The organism is Methylococcus sp. S1M (genome assembly GCF_051295855.1).
GTDB lineage: Bacteria > Pseudomonadota > Gammaproteobacteria > Methylococcales > Methylococcaceae > Methylococcus > Methylococcus capsulatus.
Map to the genome: position 1 here is coordinate 299,119 of NZ_JBPDXO010000004.1, position 15,761 is coordinate 314,879.

Annotated in this window: 15 protein-coding genes and 2 tRNA genes; 15 read left to right on the forward strand and 2 right to left on the reverse strand. The window is 60.6% G+C overall.

Annotation, left to right across the window (positions count from 1 at the left end; translation table 11 throughout):
- The first annotated feature begins 142 nt into the window (after positions 1-142).
- The 10 genes from ACSHWJ_RS09860 (at position 143) to ACSHWJ_RS09905 (ending at position 9,459) form a co-directional block, all read left to right on the forward strand.
- Positions 143-1,501: a Na(+)-translocating NADH-quinone reductase subunit A gene (locus ACSHWJ_RS09860; RefSeq protein ID WP_432539658.1), complete on the forward strand. Its 1,359-nt coding sequence runs from the start codon at positions 143-145 to the stop codon at positions 1,499-1,501.
- Positions 1,502-1,506: 5 nt separating this feature from the next.
- Positions 1,507-2,709 (forward strand): NADH:ubiquinone reductase (Na(+)-transporting) subunit B, encoded by a 1,203-nt coding sequence (locus ACSHWJ_RS09865; RefSeq protein ID WP_010961615.1) that lies wholly within the window; start codon positions 1,507-1,509, stop codon positions 2,707-2,709.
- Positions 2,702-3,622, forward strand: coding sequence for a Na(+)-translocating NADH-quinone reductase subunit C (locus ACSHWJ_RS09870; protein ID WP_026597589.1), 921 nt, complete (start codon positions 2,702-2,704; stop codon positions 3,620-3,622). The genes ACSHWJ_RS09865 and ACSHWJ_RS09870 overlap by 8 nt, the downstream gene beginning before the upstream one ends.
- A 5-nt stretch (positions 3,623-3,627) precedes the next feature.
- A complete protein-coding gene (locus ACSHWJ_RS09875; protein WP_010961613.1) occupies positions 3,628-4,287 on the forward strand; it encodes an NADH:ubiquinone reductase (Na(+)-transporting) subunit D in 660 nt (219 codons plus the stop codon).
- Positions 4,287-4,895 (forward strand): NADH:ubiquinone reductase (Na(+)-transporting) subunit E, encoded by a 609-nt coding sequence (gene nqrE, locus ACSHWJ_RS09880; protein ID WP_017366077.1) that lies wholly within the window; start codon positions 4,287-4,289, stop codon positions 4,893-4,895. The genes ACSHWJ_RS09875 and nqrE overlap by 1 nt, the downstream gene beginning before the upstream one ends.
- Positions 4,896-4,911: 16 nt before the next feature.
- A complete protein-coding gene (gene nqrF / locus ACSHWJ_RS09885; RefSeq protein WP_010961611.1) occupies positions 4,912-6,135 on the forward strand; it encodes an NADH:ubiquinone reductase (Na(+)-transporting) subunit F in 1,224 nt (407 codons plus the stop codon).
- Between the two features lie 118 nt (positions 6,136-6,253).
- Positions 6,254-6,433 (forward strand): hypothetical protein, encoded by a 180-nt coding sequence (locus ACSHWJ_RS09890; RefSeq protein ID WP_010961610.1) that lies wholly within the window; start codon positions 6,254-6,256, stop codon positions 6,431-6,433.
- A gap of 15 nt (positions 6,434-6,448) precedes the next feature.
- Positions 6,449-7,885: an exodeoxyribonuclease I gene (gene sbcB, locus ACSHWJ_RS09895; protein WP_432539657.1), complete on the forward strand. Its 1,437-nt coding sequence runs from the start codon at positions 6,449-6,451 to the stop codon at positions 7,883-7,885.
- Positions 7,886-7,949: 64 nt separating this feature from the next.
- Positions 7,950-8,477 (forward strand): SRPBCC family protein, encoded by a 528-nt coding sequence (locus tag ACSHWJ_RS09900; protein ID WP_010961608.1) that lies wholly within the window; start codon positions 7,950-7,952, stop codon positions 8,475-8,477.
- A gap of 13 nt (positions 8,478-8,490) precedes the next feature.
- The gene (locus ACSHWJ_RS09905; protein WP_228370197.1) at positions 8,491-9,459 is read left to right on the forward strand and encodes a YncE family protein; all 969 of its coding nucleotides are present in this window, start codon (positions 8,491-8,493) and stop codon (positions 9,457-9,459) included.
- Positions 9,460-9,465: 6 nt separating this feature from the next.
- On the opposite strand, the gene ACSHWJ_RS09910 is transcribed toward ACSHWJ_RS09905, so the two are convergent.
- Both ACSHWJ_RS09910 and rnd read right to left on the reverse strand, forming a co-directional pair.
- A complete protein-coding gene (locus ACSHWJ_RS09910) occupies positions 9,466-10,995 on the reverse strand; it encodes an AAA family ATPase (RefSeq protein ID WP_432539656.1) in 1,530 nt (509 codons plus the stop codon).
- A complete protein-coding gene (gene rnd, locus ACSHWJ_RS09915) occupies positions 10,988-12,154 on the reverse strand; it encodes a ribonuclease D (protein ID WP_432539655.1) in 1,167 nt (388 codons plus the stop codon). The genes ACSHWJ_RS09910 and rnd overlap by 8 nt, the downstream gene beginning before the upstream one ends.
- A 124-nt stretch (positions 12,155-12,278) precedes the next feature.
- Here rnd and ACSHWJ_RS09920 point away from each other — a divergent pair.
- The 5 genes from ACSHWJ_RS09920 (at position 12,279) to fusA (ending at position 15,642) form a co-directional block, all read left to right on the forward strand.
- Positions 12,279-12,355, forward strand: a tRNA-Arg gene (locus ACSHWJ_RS09920).
- 35 nt (positions 12,356-12,390) lie between these two features.
- A tRNA-Asn gene (locus ACSHWJ_RS09925) sits at positions 12,391-12,466 on the forward strand.
- A gap of 173 nt (positions 12,467-12,639) precedes the next feature.
- Positions 12,640-13,014 (forward strand): 30S ribosomal protein S12, encoded by a 375-nt coding sequence (rpsL, locus tag ACSHWJ_RS09930; protein ID WP_010961604.1) that lies wholly within the window; start codon positions 12,640-12,642, stop codon positions 13,012-13,014.
- A gap of 18 nt (positions 13,015-13,032) precedes the next feature.
- On the forward strand, positions 13,033-13,503 hold the full coding sequence (gene rpsG / locus ACSHWJ_RS09935; protein WP_010961603.1) for a 30S ribosomal protein S7: 471 nt from the start codon (positions 13,033-13,035) through the stop codon (positions 13,501-13,503).
- Between the two features lie 42 nt (positions 13,504-13,545).
- On the forward strand, positions 13,546-15,642 hold the full coding sequence (fusA, locus tag ACSHWJ_RS09940) for an elongation factor G (RefSeq protein ID WP_432539721.1): 2,097 nt from the start codon (positions 13,546-13,548) through the stop codon (positions 15,640-15,642).
- Positions 15,643-15,761 lie beyond the last annotated feature (119 nt).

The following is a 15,761-nucleotide window of genomic DNA, read 5'->3' on the forward strand; positions in this document are numbered from 1 at the left end:
CCTCGCGCGCGAAGACGTAGTCCCTCCGTAACAAAACACCCTGCACAGCTTCCACGGCTTTCCCCTCGGTGTCTCCACGGATCGTCGACAGGCATGCGAGGGGTTGGCGCGGCCGATTTTTGTCTGGAAAGTGGGCTTCACTATGGTAATCAAACTGAAGAAAGGCTTAGACCTGCCCATAACGGGAGCGCCCGAACAGGTGATCCATGCCGACGGCGGAGCCGTGAAATCCGTGGCTCTGATCGGGCCGGATTTCGTCGGTCTCAAGCCAACGATGCAGGTCGCCGAGGGTGATCGCGTCAAACTGGGGAGTGTGCTCTTCACCGACAAGCAGAATCCGGGGGTGAGCTTCACGTCCCCGGGTGCCGGCGTGGTGAAGGCGATCAACCGCGGCGAGCGGCGCGTACTCCAGTCGGTGGTGATCGAACTGGACGGCAAGGACGAGGTCACTTTCGCTTCCTACAAGGCGGCCGAACTGGCCGGCCTGAGCGAAACTCAGGTGAGAGAGAATCTGCTGGCCTCGGGCCTGTGGACTTTCCTGCGGACCCGTCCCTATAGCAAAGTGCCGAATCCGGACACCAGGCCGCATTCAATCTTCGTGACCGCGATCGACACCAACCCGCTGGCGGCGCGACCGGACGTCGTGATTCAGGGGCGTGCCGAAGATTTCAGGAACGGCCTCGCCGTCATTTCGAAACTGACCGAAGGAAAGGTTTATCTCTGCAAGGCACCGGCTCAGGCCGTGCCGTCCATCGATGACGGGAAGGTCGAGGTGGCGGAATTCGACGGGCCGCATCCCGCCGGCCTGGCAGGGACCCATATCCATCATCTGGACCCGGTCGGCCCGTCCAAGTGCGTCTGGTATCTGGACTACCAGTCCGTGATCGCGATCGGCGCACTGTTCACCACCGGTTGCATCGACGTCGAGCGCATCGTGTCCCTGGCCGGTCCGGGCGTGGCCCGGCCGCGTCTGCTGCGTACCCGGCTCGGCGCCTGTCTGTGCGATCTCACCGCGGGTCAGACGGTGGCCGACAAGGAATTGCGGGTGATTTCCGGCTCCGTCCTGTATGGCCGTGAGGCGACCGCCTGGGGCTGCTACCTCGGGCGTTATCACAATCAGGTCAGCGTGGTCGAGGAAGGTCGGGCCCGCGAGCTCATGGGCTGGATCCTGCCGAGCGCATCGAAGTATTCCTTCCTCAATGTGACCCTGGCGAGCCTGCCGAAAGAGCGGGGCCGCAAGTTCCCGTTCACGACTTCCACTCATGGCAGCCCGCGTGCGATCGTGCCGGTCGGCGTGTATGAGGACGTGATGCCGCTGGACATTCTGCCGACCCAGTTGGTGCGTTCGCTGCTGGTGGGCGACACCGACATGGCCCAGGCGCTCGGCTGCCTGGAACTGGACGAAGAAGACCTGGCGCTGTGCACCTTCGTCGATCCGGGCAAGCACGATTTCGGTCCGGTTCTGCGTTCGAACCTCACCCAGATTGAGAAGGAAGGCTAAGTCTCATGTCAGTAAGGCAATTTCTCGACAAGATCCATCCGCTCTTTGCCAAGGGCGGGCGCTTCGAAAAACTGTATCCCGTCTACGAGATGGTGGATACCTTTCTGTACACCCCGGCCGACGTCACCCGCGGTGCGACCCACGTGCGCGACTCGGTCGACCTCAAGCGGGTGATGACCTACGTCTGGATTGCGGCGCTGCCCTGTATGCTCATGGCGTTGTTCAACACCGGCTACCAGGCCAATCTGGCGATGACGTCCCTCGGGATGGAATCGGCTCCGGGCTGGCGCGGCGCGATCATCAATCTGTTCGGCCACAATCCGTGGAATCCGCTGTCGGATCTGATCCACGGCGCGCTGTATTTCATTCCGATCTACGTCGTGACCATCGTGGCCGGTGGCCTGTGGGAAGTGCTGTTCGCGGTGGTGCGCAAACATGACGTCAACGAGGGTTTTTTCGTGTCCTCGATCCTGTTCGCCTTGACCATGCCACCCAACACGCCGCTGTGGCAGGTGGCCATTGGCATTTCCTTCGGTGTGGTCATGGGCAAGGAAGTGTTCGGCGGGACTGGCAAGAACTTCCTCAACCCGGCGCTGACTGGTCGCGCATTTCTGTATTTCGCCTATCCGGCTTCGATGTCGGGCGACATGGTATGGACCGCGGTAGACGGTTTCAGCGGCGCCACGGCGCTGGGGTTGGGTGCGCTGGGCGGAGTCGACGCGATCCGCGAGGCGGGCATCGGCTGGTTCCAGACCTTCTTCGGCTTCGAGCGCGGCTCCATGGGCGAAACTTCGACCCTGGCTTGTTTGCTGGGCGCGGCGTTTTTGGTCTACACCCGGATCGCGTCCTGGCGGATCATCGCGGGCGTGATGGTGGGCATGATCGCGACCTCCACGCTGTTCAACGTCATCGGCAGCGATTCCAACGCCATGTTTGCCATGCCGTGGTACTGGCACTTGACGCTGGGCGGCTTCGCCTTCGGCATGAGTTTCATGGCGACCGATCCGGTCAGTGCGGCGCATACCAACCTCGGTCGCTGGATCTTCGGCGCGCTGATCGGCTTCATGACGGTGCTGATCCGCGTGGTCAATCCTGCCTTCCCCGAAGGCATCATGTTGGCCATCCTTTTCTCCAACATCTTCGCCCCCCTCATCGACTACGCGGTCATCAAGGCGAACATCGCAAGAAGGATCAAACGTCATGCCTAACGCAGTGAATTCGACTAATGTGCAGGGCGGTGACAAGTTCGCCGCACTGAAGGAAAAGGCCCGGGCCTATGCCGAGCGAGTGCTGGCTCTGCCCAACGACAGTTTCGAGAAAACCGTCGCCGTTGCGGTAGGACTGTGTCTGGTGGGAGCCGTGCTGGTGTCCGGTTCCGCCGTGGCGCTCAAGCCGCTGCAGGAGTCCAACAAGTCGAGGGATGAGAAAGTCAACATCCTCGAGGTGGCCGGCTTGCTCGTGGACGGTACCGGCATCGACGAGGCGTTCAAGAACATCGAACCCAAGATCGTGGAGCTTGCTTCCGGAGACTACAGCGATGCGGTGGATCCCAAGACCTACGACCAGCGCAAAGCGGCCAAGGATCCTGCCTTGAGCGAAGCGATCCCGCCGGAAGATGACATCGCCGGCATCAAGCGTAAGCCCAAGTACGCCAAGGTGTATCTGGTGAAGGAGAACGGCCAGCTCAAGTCGGTGATCCTGCCGGTGAGCGGCTACGGCCTGTGGTCCACCATGTACGGATTCATGGCGCTGGAGGCGGATGGGGAAACCGTGATCGGCCTCAACCTCTACGATCAGGCGGAAACACCCGGACTCGGCGGCGAAGTGGTGAATCCGAAATGGAAGGCTTTGTGGAAGGGCAAGAAGGTCTACAACTACTCCAAGACCGCGGTGCACGAAAGCAACCTGTCCGAGAAGGGCCAGACCGTCGAAATCGGTGAAGTGGCTTTGGGACTGGTCAAAGGTGGCGTGGACCCCAGCAAGCCGGGCGCGGAATTCCAGGTGGATGCGCTGGCCGGAGCGACCCTGACCAGCCGCGGCGTCAGCAACCTGATCCGCTATTGGATGGGCAAGGATGGCTTCGGACCGTATTTGGCGAAAGTTAGAGCTGGAAGAGGTTAATCCCCATGAACGAAGAATCGAAGAAAGTTCTCATCGAACCGCTGGTCGACAACAACCCCATCACCCTCCAAGTGCTGGGCATCTGTTCCGCCCTAGCCGTCACTTCACAATTGTCGACGGCCTTGATCATGAGTCTGGCGCTGACCTCGGTCACCGCCTGTTCCAGCGCGGGCATCGCTTTGATCCGCAACCACATTCCAAGCAGCGTGCGTATCATCGCGCAGATGGTGATCATCGCCTCACTGGTGATCGTGGTCGACCAGCTGCTCAAGGCTTTCGCCTATGAAATCAGCAAGCAGTTGTCGGTGTTCGTCGGACTCATCATCACCAACTGCATCGTGATGGGGCGCGCCGAGGCCTATGCCATGAAGAATCCGCCCTGGGAGAGCTTCCTGGACGGCATCGGCAATGGCCTGGGTTACAGTCTGATCCTCGTCACCGTCGCCACCATCCGTGAGCTGCTGGGTTCCGGCAAACTGCTGGGGATCGATGTGTTGCCCCTGGTCAAGGATGGCGGCTGGTACGTGCCGAATGGCCTGCTGTTGCTGCCCCCCAGTGCATTCTTCCTGATCGGTCTCCTGATCTGGGCGATCCGCTCCTGGAAAACCCAGCAGGTGGAAAAGGCCGATTTCGTGATCGCCACCGCACACGGGGAGGCACACTGATGGAAGCCTACATCAATCTGTTCATCAAGTCGGTCTTCATCGAGAACATGGCCCTGTCGTTCTTCCTGGGCATGTGCACCTTCATCGCGGTGTCGAAGAAGATCGAAACGGCCGTGGGCTTGGGCATCGCCGTGGTGATCGTGCAGACCCTGACGGTGCCGGCCAACAACCTGATCTACACCTATCTGCTCAAGGAAGGTGCCTTGTCCTGGGCCGGCCTGCGCGACGTCGACCTCAGCTTCATCGCGCTGATGGCCTGTATCGGCGTGATCGCCGCCATGGTCCAGATTCTGGAGATGGTGCTCGACAAGTTCTTCCCGGCCCTTTACAACGCCTTGGGTATTTTCCTGCCGCTGATTACGGTGAACTGTGCCATCCTGGCCGGTTCGCTGTTCATGATCGAACGTGATTATAACTTCTCGGAGAGCGTGGTGTATGGCGTGGGCAGCGGTTTCGGCTGGGCGCTCGCCATCACTGCGATGGCCGGCGTGCGCGAGAAGCTCAAGTACAGCGACGTTCCGGCGGGCCTGCGCGGCCTGGGCATCACCTTCATCTCCGCGGGTCTGATGGCACTGGGTTTCATGGCCTTCTCCGGCATACAGTTATAAGGATGTAGGTGATCCCATGTTGGAAATTATCTTAGGCGTATTTTTCTTCACGGCTATCGTGGTGGCCCTGGTCTTCGTGATTCTGGGCGCCAAGTCGAAGCTGGTGGCCGAGGGCAACGTGGAGGTGCTGATCAACGGAGAGAGGACCATCCACGTTCCGATCGGCTCCAAGCTGCTGACGGCATTGGCCGACAACAACCTGTTCGTGTCTTCGGCCTGCGGCGGCGGCGGCACCTGTGCTCAATGCCGGGTGCAGGTGCTGGAAGGCGGCGGCGAAATCCTGCCGACCGAGCTTTCGCACATCACCAAGCGAGAGGCGGCTCAGGGCGACCGTCTGTCTTGCCAGGTGACGGTCAAGCAGAACATGAAGATTCACGTCCATGAGGAGGTGTTCGGCGTCAAGAAGTGGGAGTGCACGGTGCGCTCCAACCGCAACGTCGCCACTTTCATCAAGGAGCTGGTGCTGGAACTGCCCGCGGGAGAGAACGTCGATTTCCGCGCCGGTGGTTACATCCAGATCGAGTGTCCGCCTTACGACTGCAAGTTCTCGGATTTCGCCATCGAGCCGGAATACCGGGAGGACTGGGACAAATACGATCTCTGGAAGATCGAGTCGCACGTCAAAGCGCCGGCGATCCGTGCTTACTCGATGGCGAACTATCCGGAGGAAAAGGGCATCATCATGCTCAACGTGCGTATCGCCACTCCGCCCTGGGGTAAAGAGGGCACGGTGCCGCCGGGCGTCATGTCGTCCTATATCTTCAACCTGAAGCCGGGCGACAAGGTCACCATTTCCGGGCCGTTCGGCGAGTTCTTCGCTCGCGATACCGACAAAGAGATGGTGTTCATCGGCGGTGGCGCCGGTATGGCGCCGATGCGTTCGCACATCTTCGACCAGTTGCTCCGCTTGAAGAGCAAGCGCAAGATGACTTTCTGGTACGGTGCCCGCAGCTTGCGCGAAGCCTTCTATGTGGAGGAGTTCGACAGACTGCAGGCCGAGAATCCCAACTTCAAGTGGTTCCTCGGCCTGTCGGATCCAAAGCCGGAAGACGGCTGGACCGGCTACACGGGCTTCATCCATAACATCCTGTACGAGCAGTACCTCAAAAACCATCCGGCGCCGGAGGACTGCGAGTACTACATGTGCGGACCACCGATGATGAACTCCGCGGTCATCCAGATGCTCCTGGACATAGGGGTCGACCGAGAGAACATCATGTTGGACGATTTCGGCGGCTGATTCGGCGCAGGAATCATGGGACGGGGAGCCGCGTGCTCCTCGTTCTTTTTTGTGGCGGAGCCGGATGGTGAGGTGCTCACCGTCGGCTTGCCCGGAGTTTTTGTTGGAGAACTCAGTTATGACGTTGTTTCTGATCACCTTCGCCATCATCGGTTTCGTGATCCTGATGATGTCCGTCGGCGTCATTTTTGGACGGCCGGCGATCAAGGGTACCTGCGGGGGACTCAATGGGGGCGACTGTATCTGCACCCAGAAATGTGAGAAGCGCCTCAAGCTGGAAGCCGAAGGCAAGTTCTGAAGGGACCGGCCTCGGATGGACGGTGCGCCATCGTTCTACTGGTACGATCTGGAAACGTTCGGGACCGATCCGGCCCGGGACCGCATCGCTCAGTTCGCTGGTCTCCGCACCGATCTGGAATTCAATCCGATCGGCCCGCCCGACGTCCTCTATTGCCGGCCGTCGGATGACATGGTTCCGTATCCCGATGCCTGTCTGGTGACCGGTATCACGCCGCAATATGCGGCTGAACTCGGCGTGCCGGAAAGCGCGTTCATCGCCACCATCCATCGCATTTTCATGCGGCCGGGCACCTGTGTGCTCGGCTACAATACCCTGCGTTTCGACGACGAAATGCTGCGGCACGCCTTCTACCGCAACCTGTACGATCCTTATGCAAGGGAATGGAAAGGCGGCAATTCGCGCTGGGACGTCATCGATCTGGCCCGCTTGACACAGGCTTTGCGGCCAGACGGCATCGAATGGCCGCGCGATTCCCTGGGCTCGCCCGTGTTCAAGCTGGAACGCCTGGCGGCGGCCAACGGGATTCGACACGAGTCCGCGCATGACGCCTTGTCCGACGTGCGTGCGACCGTCGCTTTCGCCCGCCTGATCGCTGAGCGTCAGCCGCGTCTGTTCCAGTTCGCGTTGGAGAGCCGGGCCAAAGGCGCGGTCGAGCGGCTGTTGGCCCTGGGAGCCTGGCAGCCGGTATTGCACGTTTCCGAGAAGTTTTCTGCCTCCCGTCACTGCATCGCCTGCGTGCTGCCGCTGTGCCGGCATCCTCGCATCGCGACGCGTGTCATCGTGTTCGATCTGGCGTCGGACCCCGCGCAGTTGTCCGATCTCTCGGTGGACGAGATCCGGCGCCGGCTTTTCACCCCTTCGGCGGAGCTGCCGGAGGCCACCGGGCGGCTTCCGCTGAAGGGAGTGCATACCAACCGTTGTCCCGTGGTCGTCCCGATGTCGGCCTTGCGGCCGGCTGACGGGGAGCGGCTCGGTATCGATGCGGTCCTTTGCAGGCGGCGTGCCCAGTGGTTGCAGGACCGTGCAGAAGATGTCATCCCCAAGATTTCGGCGGCATTCGAAGTGGAGGCGTCGTTCGAGGCAGCGTCCGATCCGGAATTGATGCTCTACCGGGGCGGTTTCATCCCCGATGCCGACAGGCGGGCTCTCGATCAGGTGCATCGTCTGACCCCGGACCAGTTGGCCCATTACCGCCCGCGATTCGTCGACGGCCGTTTCGACGAGCTTTTGTTCCGGTTCCGGGCACGGAATTTTCCGGAGACGCTGAATGCCGAGGAACGCGAGCGTTGGGCCGTATTCCGCCGGGCGCGCCTGGCCGGCATAGGCGGAGGGCTGAGTTTGGCGGAGTTCTTTTCCCGCATCGATCGGCTTCGGAGCCAGGAGTCCGATGCCGGTAAACGGGCGATCCTGGATGCGCTGGAAGTCTATGGCAGGAACTTATCCGGTTAACCGCGATGAGCTTTGCCCTTATACTTATCGGCTATCTTTCCATCTATCCATGTTCGGAGGAGTAATGAAAAAGATCCTGCTCGTCGCCACCGGTTTGCTGGTGGTCTGGACTGCTTCCGCGTTCGCTCACGGTCCGACCCGTCAGAAGGTGACCGAAACGATTGAAATCAACGCCGCCCCGGCGGTGGTTTGGGGCATCATCAAGGATTTCGACAAAGGTGAGTGGATGCCCCAGGTGGCCAGCACCATCGGCACCGGCGGCAACGAGAAGGGCGCGACGCGTGAGTTGAAGCTGAAATCGGGCGGCATCATCAAAGAAGAGCTCAAGAGCTACGATGCCGAAAAGATGAGCTATTCGTACAAAATCACCGAGGTCGACCCCAAAGACCTGCCGGTCGCGAATTATTCTTCCACCATCAGCGTGACGCCTGCCGGTGCCGGCTCGGTCGTGGAATGGAACGGGGCGTTTTACCGCTCCTTCATGAACAACAACCCTCCGCCGGAAGAGAATGACGAGGCAGCGCTGAAGGCCGTCACGTCGGTTTATAAAGAGGGCCTGGCCAATCTGAAGGTTTTGGCCGAGAAAAAATGATCGCCTCGTGGCCGTGAAGCGAACCATCTTTTTTTGCGCCGGGGAGGCGGCGGCCTTGGTCGCCGCCTTTTTCGCATGCGCGGCTTGGGGGGAGCCCTTTGCTTACATCACCAACCAGAAAGACGACAGCGTCAGCGTCATCGATACGGCCAGCGGCGAGGTCCGGGCGACTCTGAAAGTGGGCAAGGAGCCGGCTGGAGTCGCCGTCAGCCGGGATGGCAGCCGCGTCGTGGTGACGAATGCCGGCGGCAGCAGCATCACCTTGATCGATGGGCGGAACCAACGGGTGGCGGCCGAGATCGCCACCGGGGAAGGCCAGGTCGGTGTGGCGATCGATCCCGAAGGCCGGTTTGCCTATGTGGCGGACTGGTATGGCAGGGCGGTTTCGGTGGTCGATCTGGACGAACGGGCCGTCGTTCGCCGACTGGCGGCGGGAAACGTGCCGGCCGGGTTGATGCTCGCGCCCGGTGGTTCGCATCTCTACGTCGCCAATCGCGACGACGACGCCATTGCCGAGATGAATCCGGCTACCGGGGAAACCTTGCGTACGGTCAAGGTAGGGAAACATCCCTTCGGCATTGCTCTCGACCCCGCAGGTGAGCTTTTGTTTTCGGCCAATGTGGAGAGTGACGACGTTTCCATCGTCGAGGTACGGACGCTGTCGGTGATCGCGACGGTGAAAGTCGGCGAGCGCCCTTATGCCGTGGCTTATATGGCGCCGTATCAGCGATTGTTCGTCACCAATCAGTACGACAACACTGTTTCGGTCATTGACGTTGAGAGCAGGAAGGTCGTGGATACCATCGCGGTGGGGGAATATCCTGAAGGCATCGCCCTGCACCCTGACGGCATTCATATCTATGTGGCCAACTGGTTCGACAACACCGTGTCGGTCATCAACGGCCTTTCGTTGAAAGTCGAACGGACGATTGCCACAGGCAACGGCAGCCGTGCTTTCGGCGAGTTCATCGGTGGCATCTGAAAGACCTCACTGAGGCAGTTCCGGTACCGTGCTGTCCGGGCTGCAGACTACGGTGAACGGTGCCTCGTCCTCCCCCAGGGGGCGCCGGGATCGTAGCTGCTTGTCCAGGACGCGGAGGTCCGCGTCGGAAGGATCGGTTCCCTCTTTTCGCCGGGCAAGGATGCGCTGGCGCAGCAGCGTCTCAGGCGCATCCATGGCGACGATGACGAAACCGGCGCCGGTGCGGCCGGCGAGCTTTCTGGCGTCGTCCCGATAGCGTCGTTCGAGAAACGTGGCATCGAGGATGACGGACAGCCCGGCACGCAATGCGGGTGTTGCCAGTTCCAGCAGTTTGGCGTAGGTAGCGCGGGTGAACGCGGGGAGGTACCTCCGGACCGGATCGGTCTGGAGTCGCGACGCCAGCCGTTTGCGTTCGACGTCTGAACGGATGACGATGGCCCGTTCCCGCTCGGCGAGCTGCATTGCCACATGGCTTTTCCCGCTGCCGGAAACACCGTGCATGAGGATGAGCCGGGGCCGCCGGCCAGACGAAACCGAAAGGGCATAGTCGACATAGCGGCGGAATCCGGCCAGATGCTCTGCCCGGTTGGCATCCTCGGGAGCGCTCGACCAGCTCAGTGCCGCGATCTTGGCCCGGACCATGGCCCGGTAACGCAGGTAGTAGTGCCACAGTGCCATGCCGCCGTAATCGCCGGTGACGGCCAGGTATCCGTTCACCAGTCTGGCCGCGAGCCGGCACAAGCCGCGCGCTTCGAGGTCCATGGCGAGGAATGCGAGCTCGCTGATGACGTCTATCCAGCGCAACGCTGGATTGAATTCGATGGCATCGAAGGGAACCGGTTTGTCGCCGATCAGAGCGATGTTGGCGAGATGGAGATCGCCATGGCATTCCCGGACGTAACCCTCGCATTTCCGGGCAAGGAACGTGTCTTCCAGCGCTGCGTGGTCCCTTTCGGCGGAAGCTTTCAGCGTCGCGAGTCCGGAGTCTCCCAGGTCCGGCGGTAACATGGCCTCGATATGGGCGAAATTGTCCAGGGTTGCATTGCGGATGAGGGGCGGGCTGCCGTACTCCTCGTCCTCGCCCGACCGTGGAATCGAGCGGTGGAATTCGGCGATCAGCCGCGCCAGTGCATCGATGTGGGTGGGCGTCAGGGTGTCCGCTGCCGCTCTGTCCGTGAGCAGCGAGCCTTCGGCAAACTGGCGCATTTTCACTGCGTATTCGAACGGCGGACCCTTTCCGTCGACCCGGGGCGTTTGCGGCGAACCGGTGATTGGGCATACGCCGAGATACAGCTCGGGTGCAAGCCTGCGGTTCAACCTGATTTCCTCCTCGCAGCATTGCCTTCGCCGAGCGAGTGTCGAAAAGTCGACGAATCCGAAATCGACGGGTTTCTTGATTTTGTAAGCGTAGGTTCCCGTCAGGAATACCCAGGAAATATGGGTCTCGATCAGGCGGATCCCTGAAACCGGGTGGGGATAAGCGTCGGCGGCCGTCAGTCCGGCCGGAAATGCGCGCCAGACGTTGTTCTTATTCACAGTCGTCGAATGTGAGTCGGCCGCCCTTCGTGCGCAGCATCGCCTTCCCCGCCAGAAAAGCTCGCAGGTCATTTCCCACCAGGGCGCGCCGCCATCCGTGCAGGACTTTGGCGCCGTCGGGCGATTCCAGCAGCTCTTCGAGATCCTTGCGGCTGGCCACGACGGCGGGGTTGATGGTGTGCTCGATGCAGCGCAGGCGGACGAGGGCCGACATCGCATCGAGGATGGCCTCGGTCTGAGCGCTGCGGCGCTGACCCCTGTGGGGTTGTGGCGGCACGGCCTGGCCACTCCCGGCGTCCTGTACGAGGGCGATCATCGCATCGCCGTATCGCTGTACCATGCGCGAATCGATTCCTCTCAGAGCTTGCAGAGCATCCCGGTTACGGGGTCTTCTCAGCGCGATCTCCAGCAGGGCCTCGTCGCGAAGTATCCAGTTGCGCGGCAGATCGTTCTGCTGGGCGGTGTTCTCCCGCCAGGCGGCGAGGCGGACTGCCAACGCGAACTGCTCGGGTTTCAGGCGGTCCAGCCCGCCGATGCGCTGCCACGCGTCCTCCGGACGGTTTACGTAGAGGTCTGGCTCCTCCAGCGCCGCGAACTCGTCCACCAGCCAGGCATAGCGTCCCAGCCGTTCCAGTTGTTCCCGCATCCTCGGATACAGGGCCGCGAGGTGGATCACGTCGTTGGCCGCGTATTCCTTCTGGGCGGCCGAGAGAGGACGCTGGCTCCAATCGGTGCGGGTGTGCTCCTTGTCGACAGTCACTCCAAGCATGGCCGATACGAGGCTGGCATAGCCAACTTGCTCGGGATGGCCGACCAGGGGGGCTGCCAGTTGGGTGTCGAATATCGGCGCTGGGACGGCCCGGAATCGGTGGAAGAAAATCTCCAGATCTTGTCTCGCGGCATGAAACACCTTGGTGATCGCCCGATTGAACAGCAGACACTCGACTTCCCGCAGATCCTCGATGGCGAGGGGATCGATGCAGGCGGCCTGAGTGCCATTGGCAATCTGGAGCAGGCAGAACTTCGGATAATAAGTCTTGTCACGCATGAATTCGGTATCGACTGCGATCCAGGGAGAACCACCGATGGACCGGCAGAATGCCGCAAGCTCGGCGGGTGAGTCGATATAGTTGATGGGCGGAGGCATGGTTGCAGGCATGAGAGAATACATTTTGCGATTGTAACCCTCGTCGCCCTCCGAGTGAGCGGGAACGGCCTTCTTCCCGGATCGTTACGATGCTTGACATAGGGTTTAACTTTCATGATAATGCGAATTCCACAGCGCGCCTGTAGCTCAGTTGGATAGAGTACCTGGCTACGAACTAGGTGGTCGGGAGTTCGAATCTCTCCAGGCGCGCCATTTTTGAAGAGCGGTGGATTTTTCGTGCTGATCATTCCCCTGTAGCTCAGTCGGTAGAGCAGCTGGCTGTTAACCAGCGGGTCGGCGGTTCGAGCCCGTCCGGGGGAGCCAAATTCCAGAAAAGGCTTGCAGCGATGTGAGCCTTTTTATTTTTGTTTGTTCGGGCGTAAGTGCGCTTGACATGGCGGCTGCCAGTAATTACGCTGAGTAGCTTTGGTCTTTCCCGTATTTATGTTGCGCGGTTCTGTGCGTGATGCGGGTTGGAATGGTTTCGGAGCTCGGTAATGACCACAATCAATCAACTGGTTAGAAAGCCGCGAGTCAGCAAGAAGGAAAAAAGCAACGTTCCGGCGCTCGAAGGCTGTCCTCAGCGTCGCGGGGTGTGTACCCGTGTTTATACCACGACCCCCAAGAAGCCGAATTCGGCGCTGCGTAAGGTGGCGCGTGTTCGTCTGACCAATGGGGCGGAGGTGACCTCCTACATCGGCGGTGAGGGGCATAACCTGCAGGAGCACTCGGTGATCCTGATCCGCGGCGGTCGTGTGAAGGACCTGCCGGGTGTCCGCTATCACGTCGTGCGCGGCAGTCTGGACACGGCGGGCGTTCAGAAGCGTCGCCAAGGTCGTTCGAAGTACGGCGCGAAGCGGCCGAAGAGCTAATTTTGGAGGCTAGGTGATATGTCCAGAAGAAGAAGGAGTGAGCGGCGCGAGGTGATCGCCGATCCGCGTTTTGGAAGCGAAACGCTTGCCCGGTTCGTGAACATGCTCATGGTGAGCGGCAAGAAATCGATCGCGGAAAAGATCGTGTATGGTGCGCTCGATCATATCGAAGCGAAGACCTCTCAAAATTCCCTGGAGGTTCTGAACAAAGCGCTCGAGAACGTCCAGCCCGTCGTCGAGGTGAAGTCCCGGCGGGTAGGGGGCGCGACCTATCAGGTGCCGATTGAGGTGCGTCCGGCTCGGCGCATGGCGCTGGGGATGCGCTGGTTGATCGATGCTGCCCGCAAGCGCGGCGAGAAAGGCATGGTGATGAAGCTGGCCGCAGAGGTTCTGGACGCGAAGGAGAGCCGCGGCTCGGCAGTGAAGAAACGTGAAGATACTCATCGGATGGCCGAGGCTAATAAGGCTTTCTCGCATTACCGCTGGTAACCCCAGTCAGCTCGCTCTTTAAGATCATCAGGTTATTTGGCTGTGGCACGCACGACTCCTATCGAGCGCTACCGGAATATCGGGATCATGGCGCACATCGACGCCGGGAAGACCACGACAACCGAGCGCATCCTGTTTTACACGGGGGTGTCTCACAAGATCGGTGAGGTGCACGACGGGGCTGCCATCATGGACTGGATGGAGCAGGAGCAGGAGCGAGGCATTACCATCACGTCCGCGGCCACGACCTGTTTTTGGCGGGGCATGGACGGCTCCTTTCCTGAGTACCGCATCAACATCATCGATACGCCCGGGCATGTCGACTTCACTATCGAAGTCGAGCGCTCGCTGCGGGTGCTCGATGGCGCCTGTGCCATCTTCTGTGCCGTAGGGGGTGTCGAGCCTCAGTCCGAGACCGTGTGGCGTCAAGCCGATAAATACGGTGTTCCCCGTCTTGCGTTCGTCAACAAAATGGACCGCGCCGGCGCCGATTTTCTGCGCGTCGTCGATCAGATTCGCAGTCGTCTGGGGGGCAGTCCGGTGCCGGTTCAGCTGCCTATCGGGGCGGAGGATGAATTCAAGGGCGTCGTTGATCTGCTGCGCATGAAGGCAATCTGGTGGGATGACTCTACCCAGGGGATGCGCTTCAGTCTGGGGGATGTCCCCGCCGAAATGGTTGCTGCCTGTGTCTCTTGGCGGGAGAGAATGGTCGAGGCTGCGGCGGAAGCGTCCGAAGATCTCATGGAGAAGTATCTCGAAGGAGGCGAGCTGACCGTCGAGGAGATCAAGCGTGGGTTGCGCGTGCGCACGCTGGCCAATGAGATCGTGCCGGTGCTGTGCGGGTCGGCGTTCAAGAACAAAGGGGTCCAGGCCATGCTGGACGCGGTGGTGGACTATCTGCCCTCGCCGGTCGATACGCCGCCAGTCGTCGGGATCGGCGAAGGGGGGCTCGAAAGTAGTCGGGAATCGTGCGATAATGCTTCCTTTTCGGCGCTTGCCTTCAAAATTGCGACTGACCCTTACGTTGGGGTGCTGACGTTCATTCGCGTCTATTCCGGTGTGCTCTCTTCGGGCGATACGGTCTATAACCCCGTCAAGGACCGGCGGGAGCGGATCGGCAGGCTGGTTCAGATGCATGCGAACAACCGGGAGGAAGTCAAGGAGGTTCGTGCTGGCGACATTGCGGCGGCGATCGGTCTCAAAGACGTCACGACCGGCGATACGCTGTGCGATCCGAAGGATGTCATCACGCTGGAGCGGATGGAGTTCCCGGAGCCGGTGATTTCGGTCGCGGTGGAGCCGAAGACCAAGGCGGACCAGGAAAAAATGGGCATCGCGCTGAACAAGCTGGCGCAGGAGGATCCCTCGTTCCGGGTCCGGACCGATGAGGAGTCCGGGCAGACGATTATTTCCGGCATGGGGGAGCTTCATCTGGAGATCATCGTTGATCGGATGAAGCGGGAATTCGGGGTGGATGCCAATGTCGGTGCGCCACAGGTGGCGTACCGCGAGACCATCCGGAAAGCGGTGGAGCAGGAAGGGAAGTACGTGCGGCAGACCGGCGGACGTGGGCAATACGGTCATGTCTGGTTGAGGATCGAGCCTCTGGACCCCGGGGGGGGGTACGAATTCGTGAACGGCATCGTCGGTGGTGTGGTTCCCAAGGAATACATTCCGGCGGTGGACAAGGGTATCCAGGAACAACTGCAGAACGGGGTCCTGGCAGGGTTCCCGGTCGTCGACGTGAGGGTGACCCTCTTCGACGGTTCCTATCATGACGTGGATTCGAGCGAGATGGCGTTCAAGATCGCCGGCTCGATGGCGTTCAAGGAGGGGGCGCGAAAAGCCTCGCCGGTGCTGTTGGAGCCGATCATGAAGGTCGAGGTCGTCACTCCCGAGGAGTACATGGGGGATGTGGTGGGCGACATCAACCGTCGCAGAGGCATCGTGCAGGGCATGGACGAAGTGCCGGCCGGCAAAGTCATCCGCTGCGAAGTGCCGCTGTCAGAAATGTTCGGGTACGCCACCGATCTGCGGTCGGCGACTCAAGGCCGGGCAACTTACAGCATGCATTTCGAGAAATATGTCGAAGCGCCGACGCACGTGGCGGATGCCGTCATCAAGAAATCGGTGTCGTAGTCGTTACACGGGACAGAGCTGAGTTTTGAGAGGAAAAGACAGTGTCCAAAGAGAAATTTACGCGCACGAAACCGCATGTGAATGTGGGAACGATAGGTCACGTGGATCATGGGAAGACG

What these genes read in the sequence shown, in the direction of transcription:
- ACSHWJ_RS09860 (WP_432539658.1), top strand. Translation starts at nt 143, where the DNA reads ATGGTAATCAAACTGAAGAAAGGCTTAGACCTGCCCATAACGGGAGCG.
- ACSHWJ_RS09865 (WP_010961615.1), top strand. Translation starts at nt 1,507, where the DNA reads ATGTCAGTAAGGCAATTTCTCGACAAGATCCATCCGCTCTTTGCCAAG.
- ACSHWJ_RS09870 (WP_026597589.1), top strand. Translation starts at nt 2,702, where the DNA reads ATGCCTAACGCAGTGAATTCGACTAATGTGCAGGGCGGTGACAAGTTC.
- ACSHWJ_RS09875 (WP_010961613.1), top strand. Translation starts at nt 3,628, where the DNA reads ATGAACGAAGAATCGAAGAAAGTTCTCATCGAACCGCTGGTCGACAAC.
- nqrE (WP_017366077.1), top strand. Translation starts at nt 4,287, where the DNA reads ATGGAAGCCTACATCAATCTGTTCATCAAGTCGGTCTTCATCGAGAAC.
- nqrF (WP_010961611.1), top strand. Translation starts at nt 4,912, where the DNA reads ATGTTGGAAATTATCTTAGGCGTATTTTTCTTCACGGCTATCGTGGTG.
- ACSHWJ_RS09890 (WP_010961610.1), top strand. Translation starts at nt 6,254, where the DNA reads ATGACGTTGTTTCTGATCACCTTCGCCATCATCGGTTTCGTGATCCTG.
- sbcB (WP_432539657.1), top strand. Translation starts at nt 6,449, where the DNA reads ATGGACGGTGCGCCATCGTTCTACTGGTACGATCTGGAAACGTTCGGG.
- ACSHWJ_RS09900 (WP_010961608.1), top strand. Translation starts at nt 7,950, where the DNA reads ATGAAAAAGATCCTGCTCGTCGCCACCGGTTTGCTGGTGGTCTGGACT.
- rnd (WP_432539655.1), bottom strand. Translation starts at nt 12,154, where the DNA reads ATGCCTGCAACCATGCCTCCGCCCATCAACTATATCGACTCACCCGCC.
- rpsL (WP_010961604.1), top strand. Translation starts at nt 12,640, where the DNA reads ATGACCACAATCAATCAACTGGTTAGAAAGCCGCGAGTCAGCAAGAAG.
- rpsG (WP_010961603.1), top strand. Translation starts at nt 13,033, where the DNA reads ATGTCCAGAAGAAGAAGGAGTGAGCGGCGCGAGGTGATCGCCGATCCG.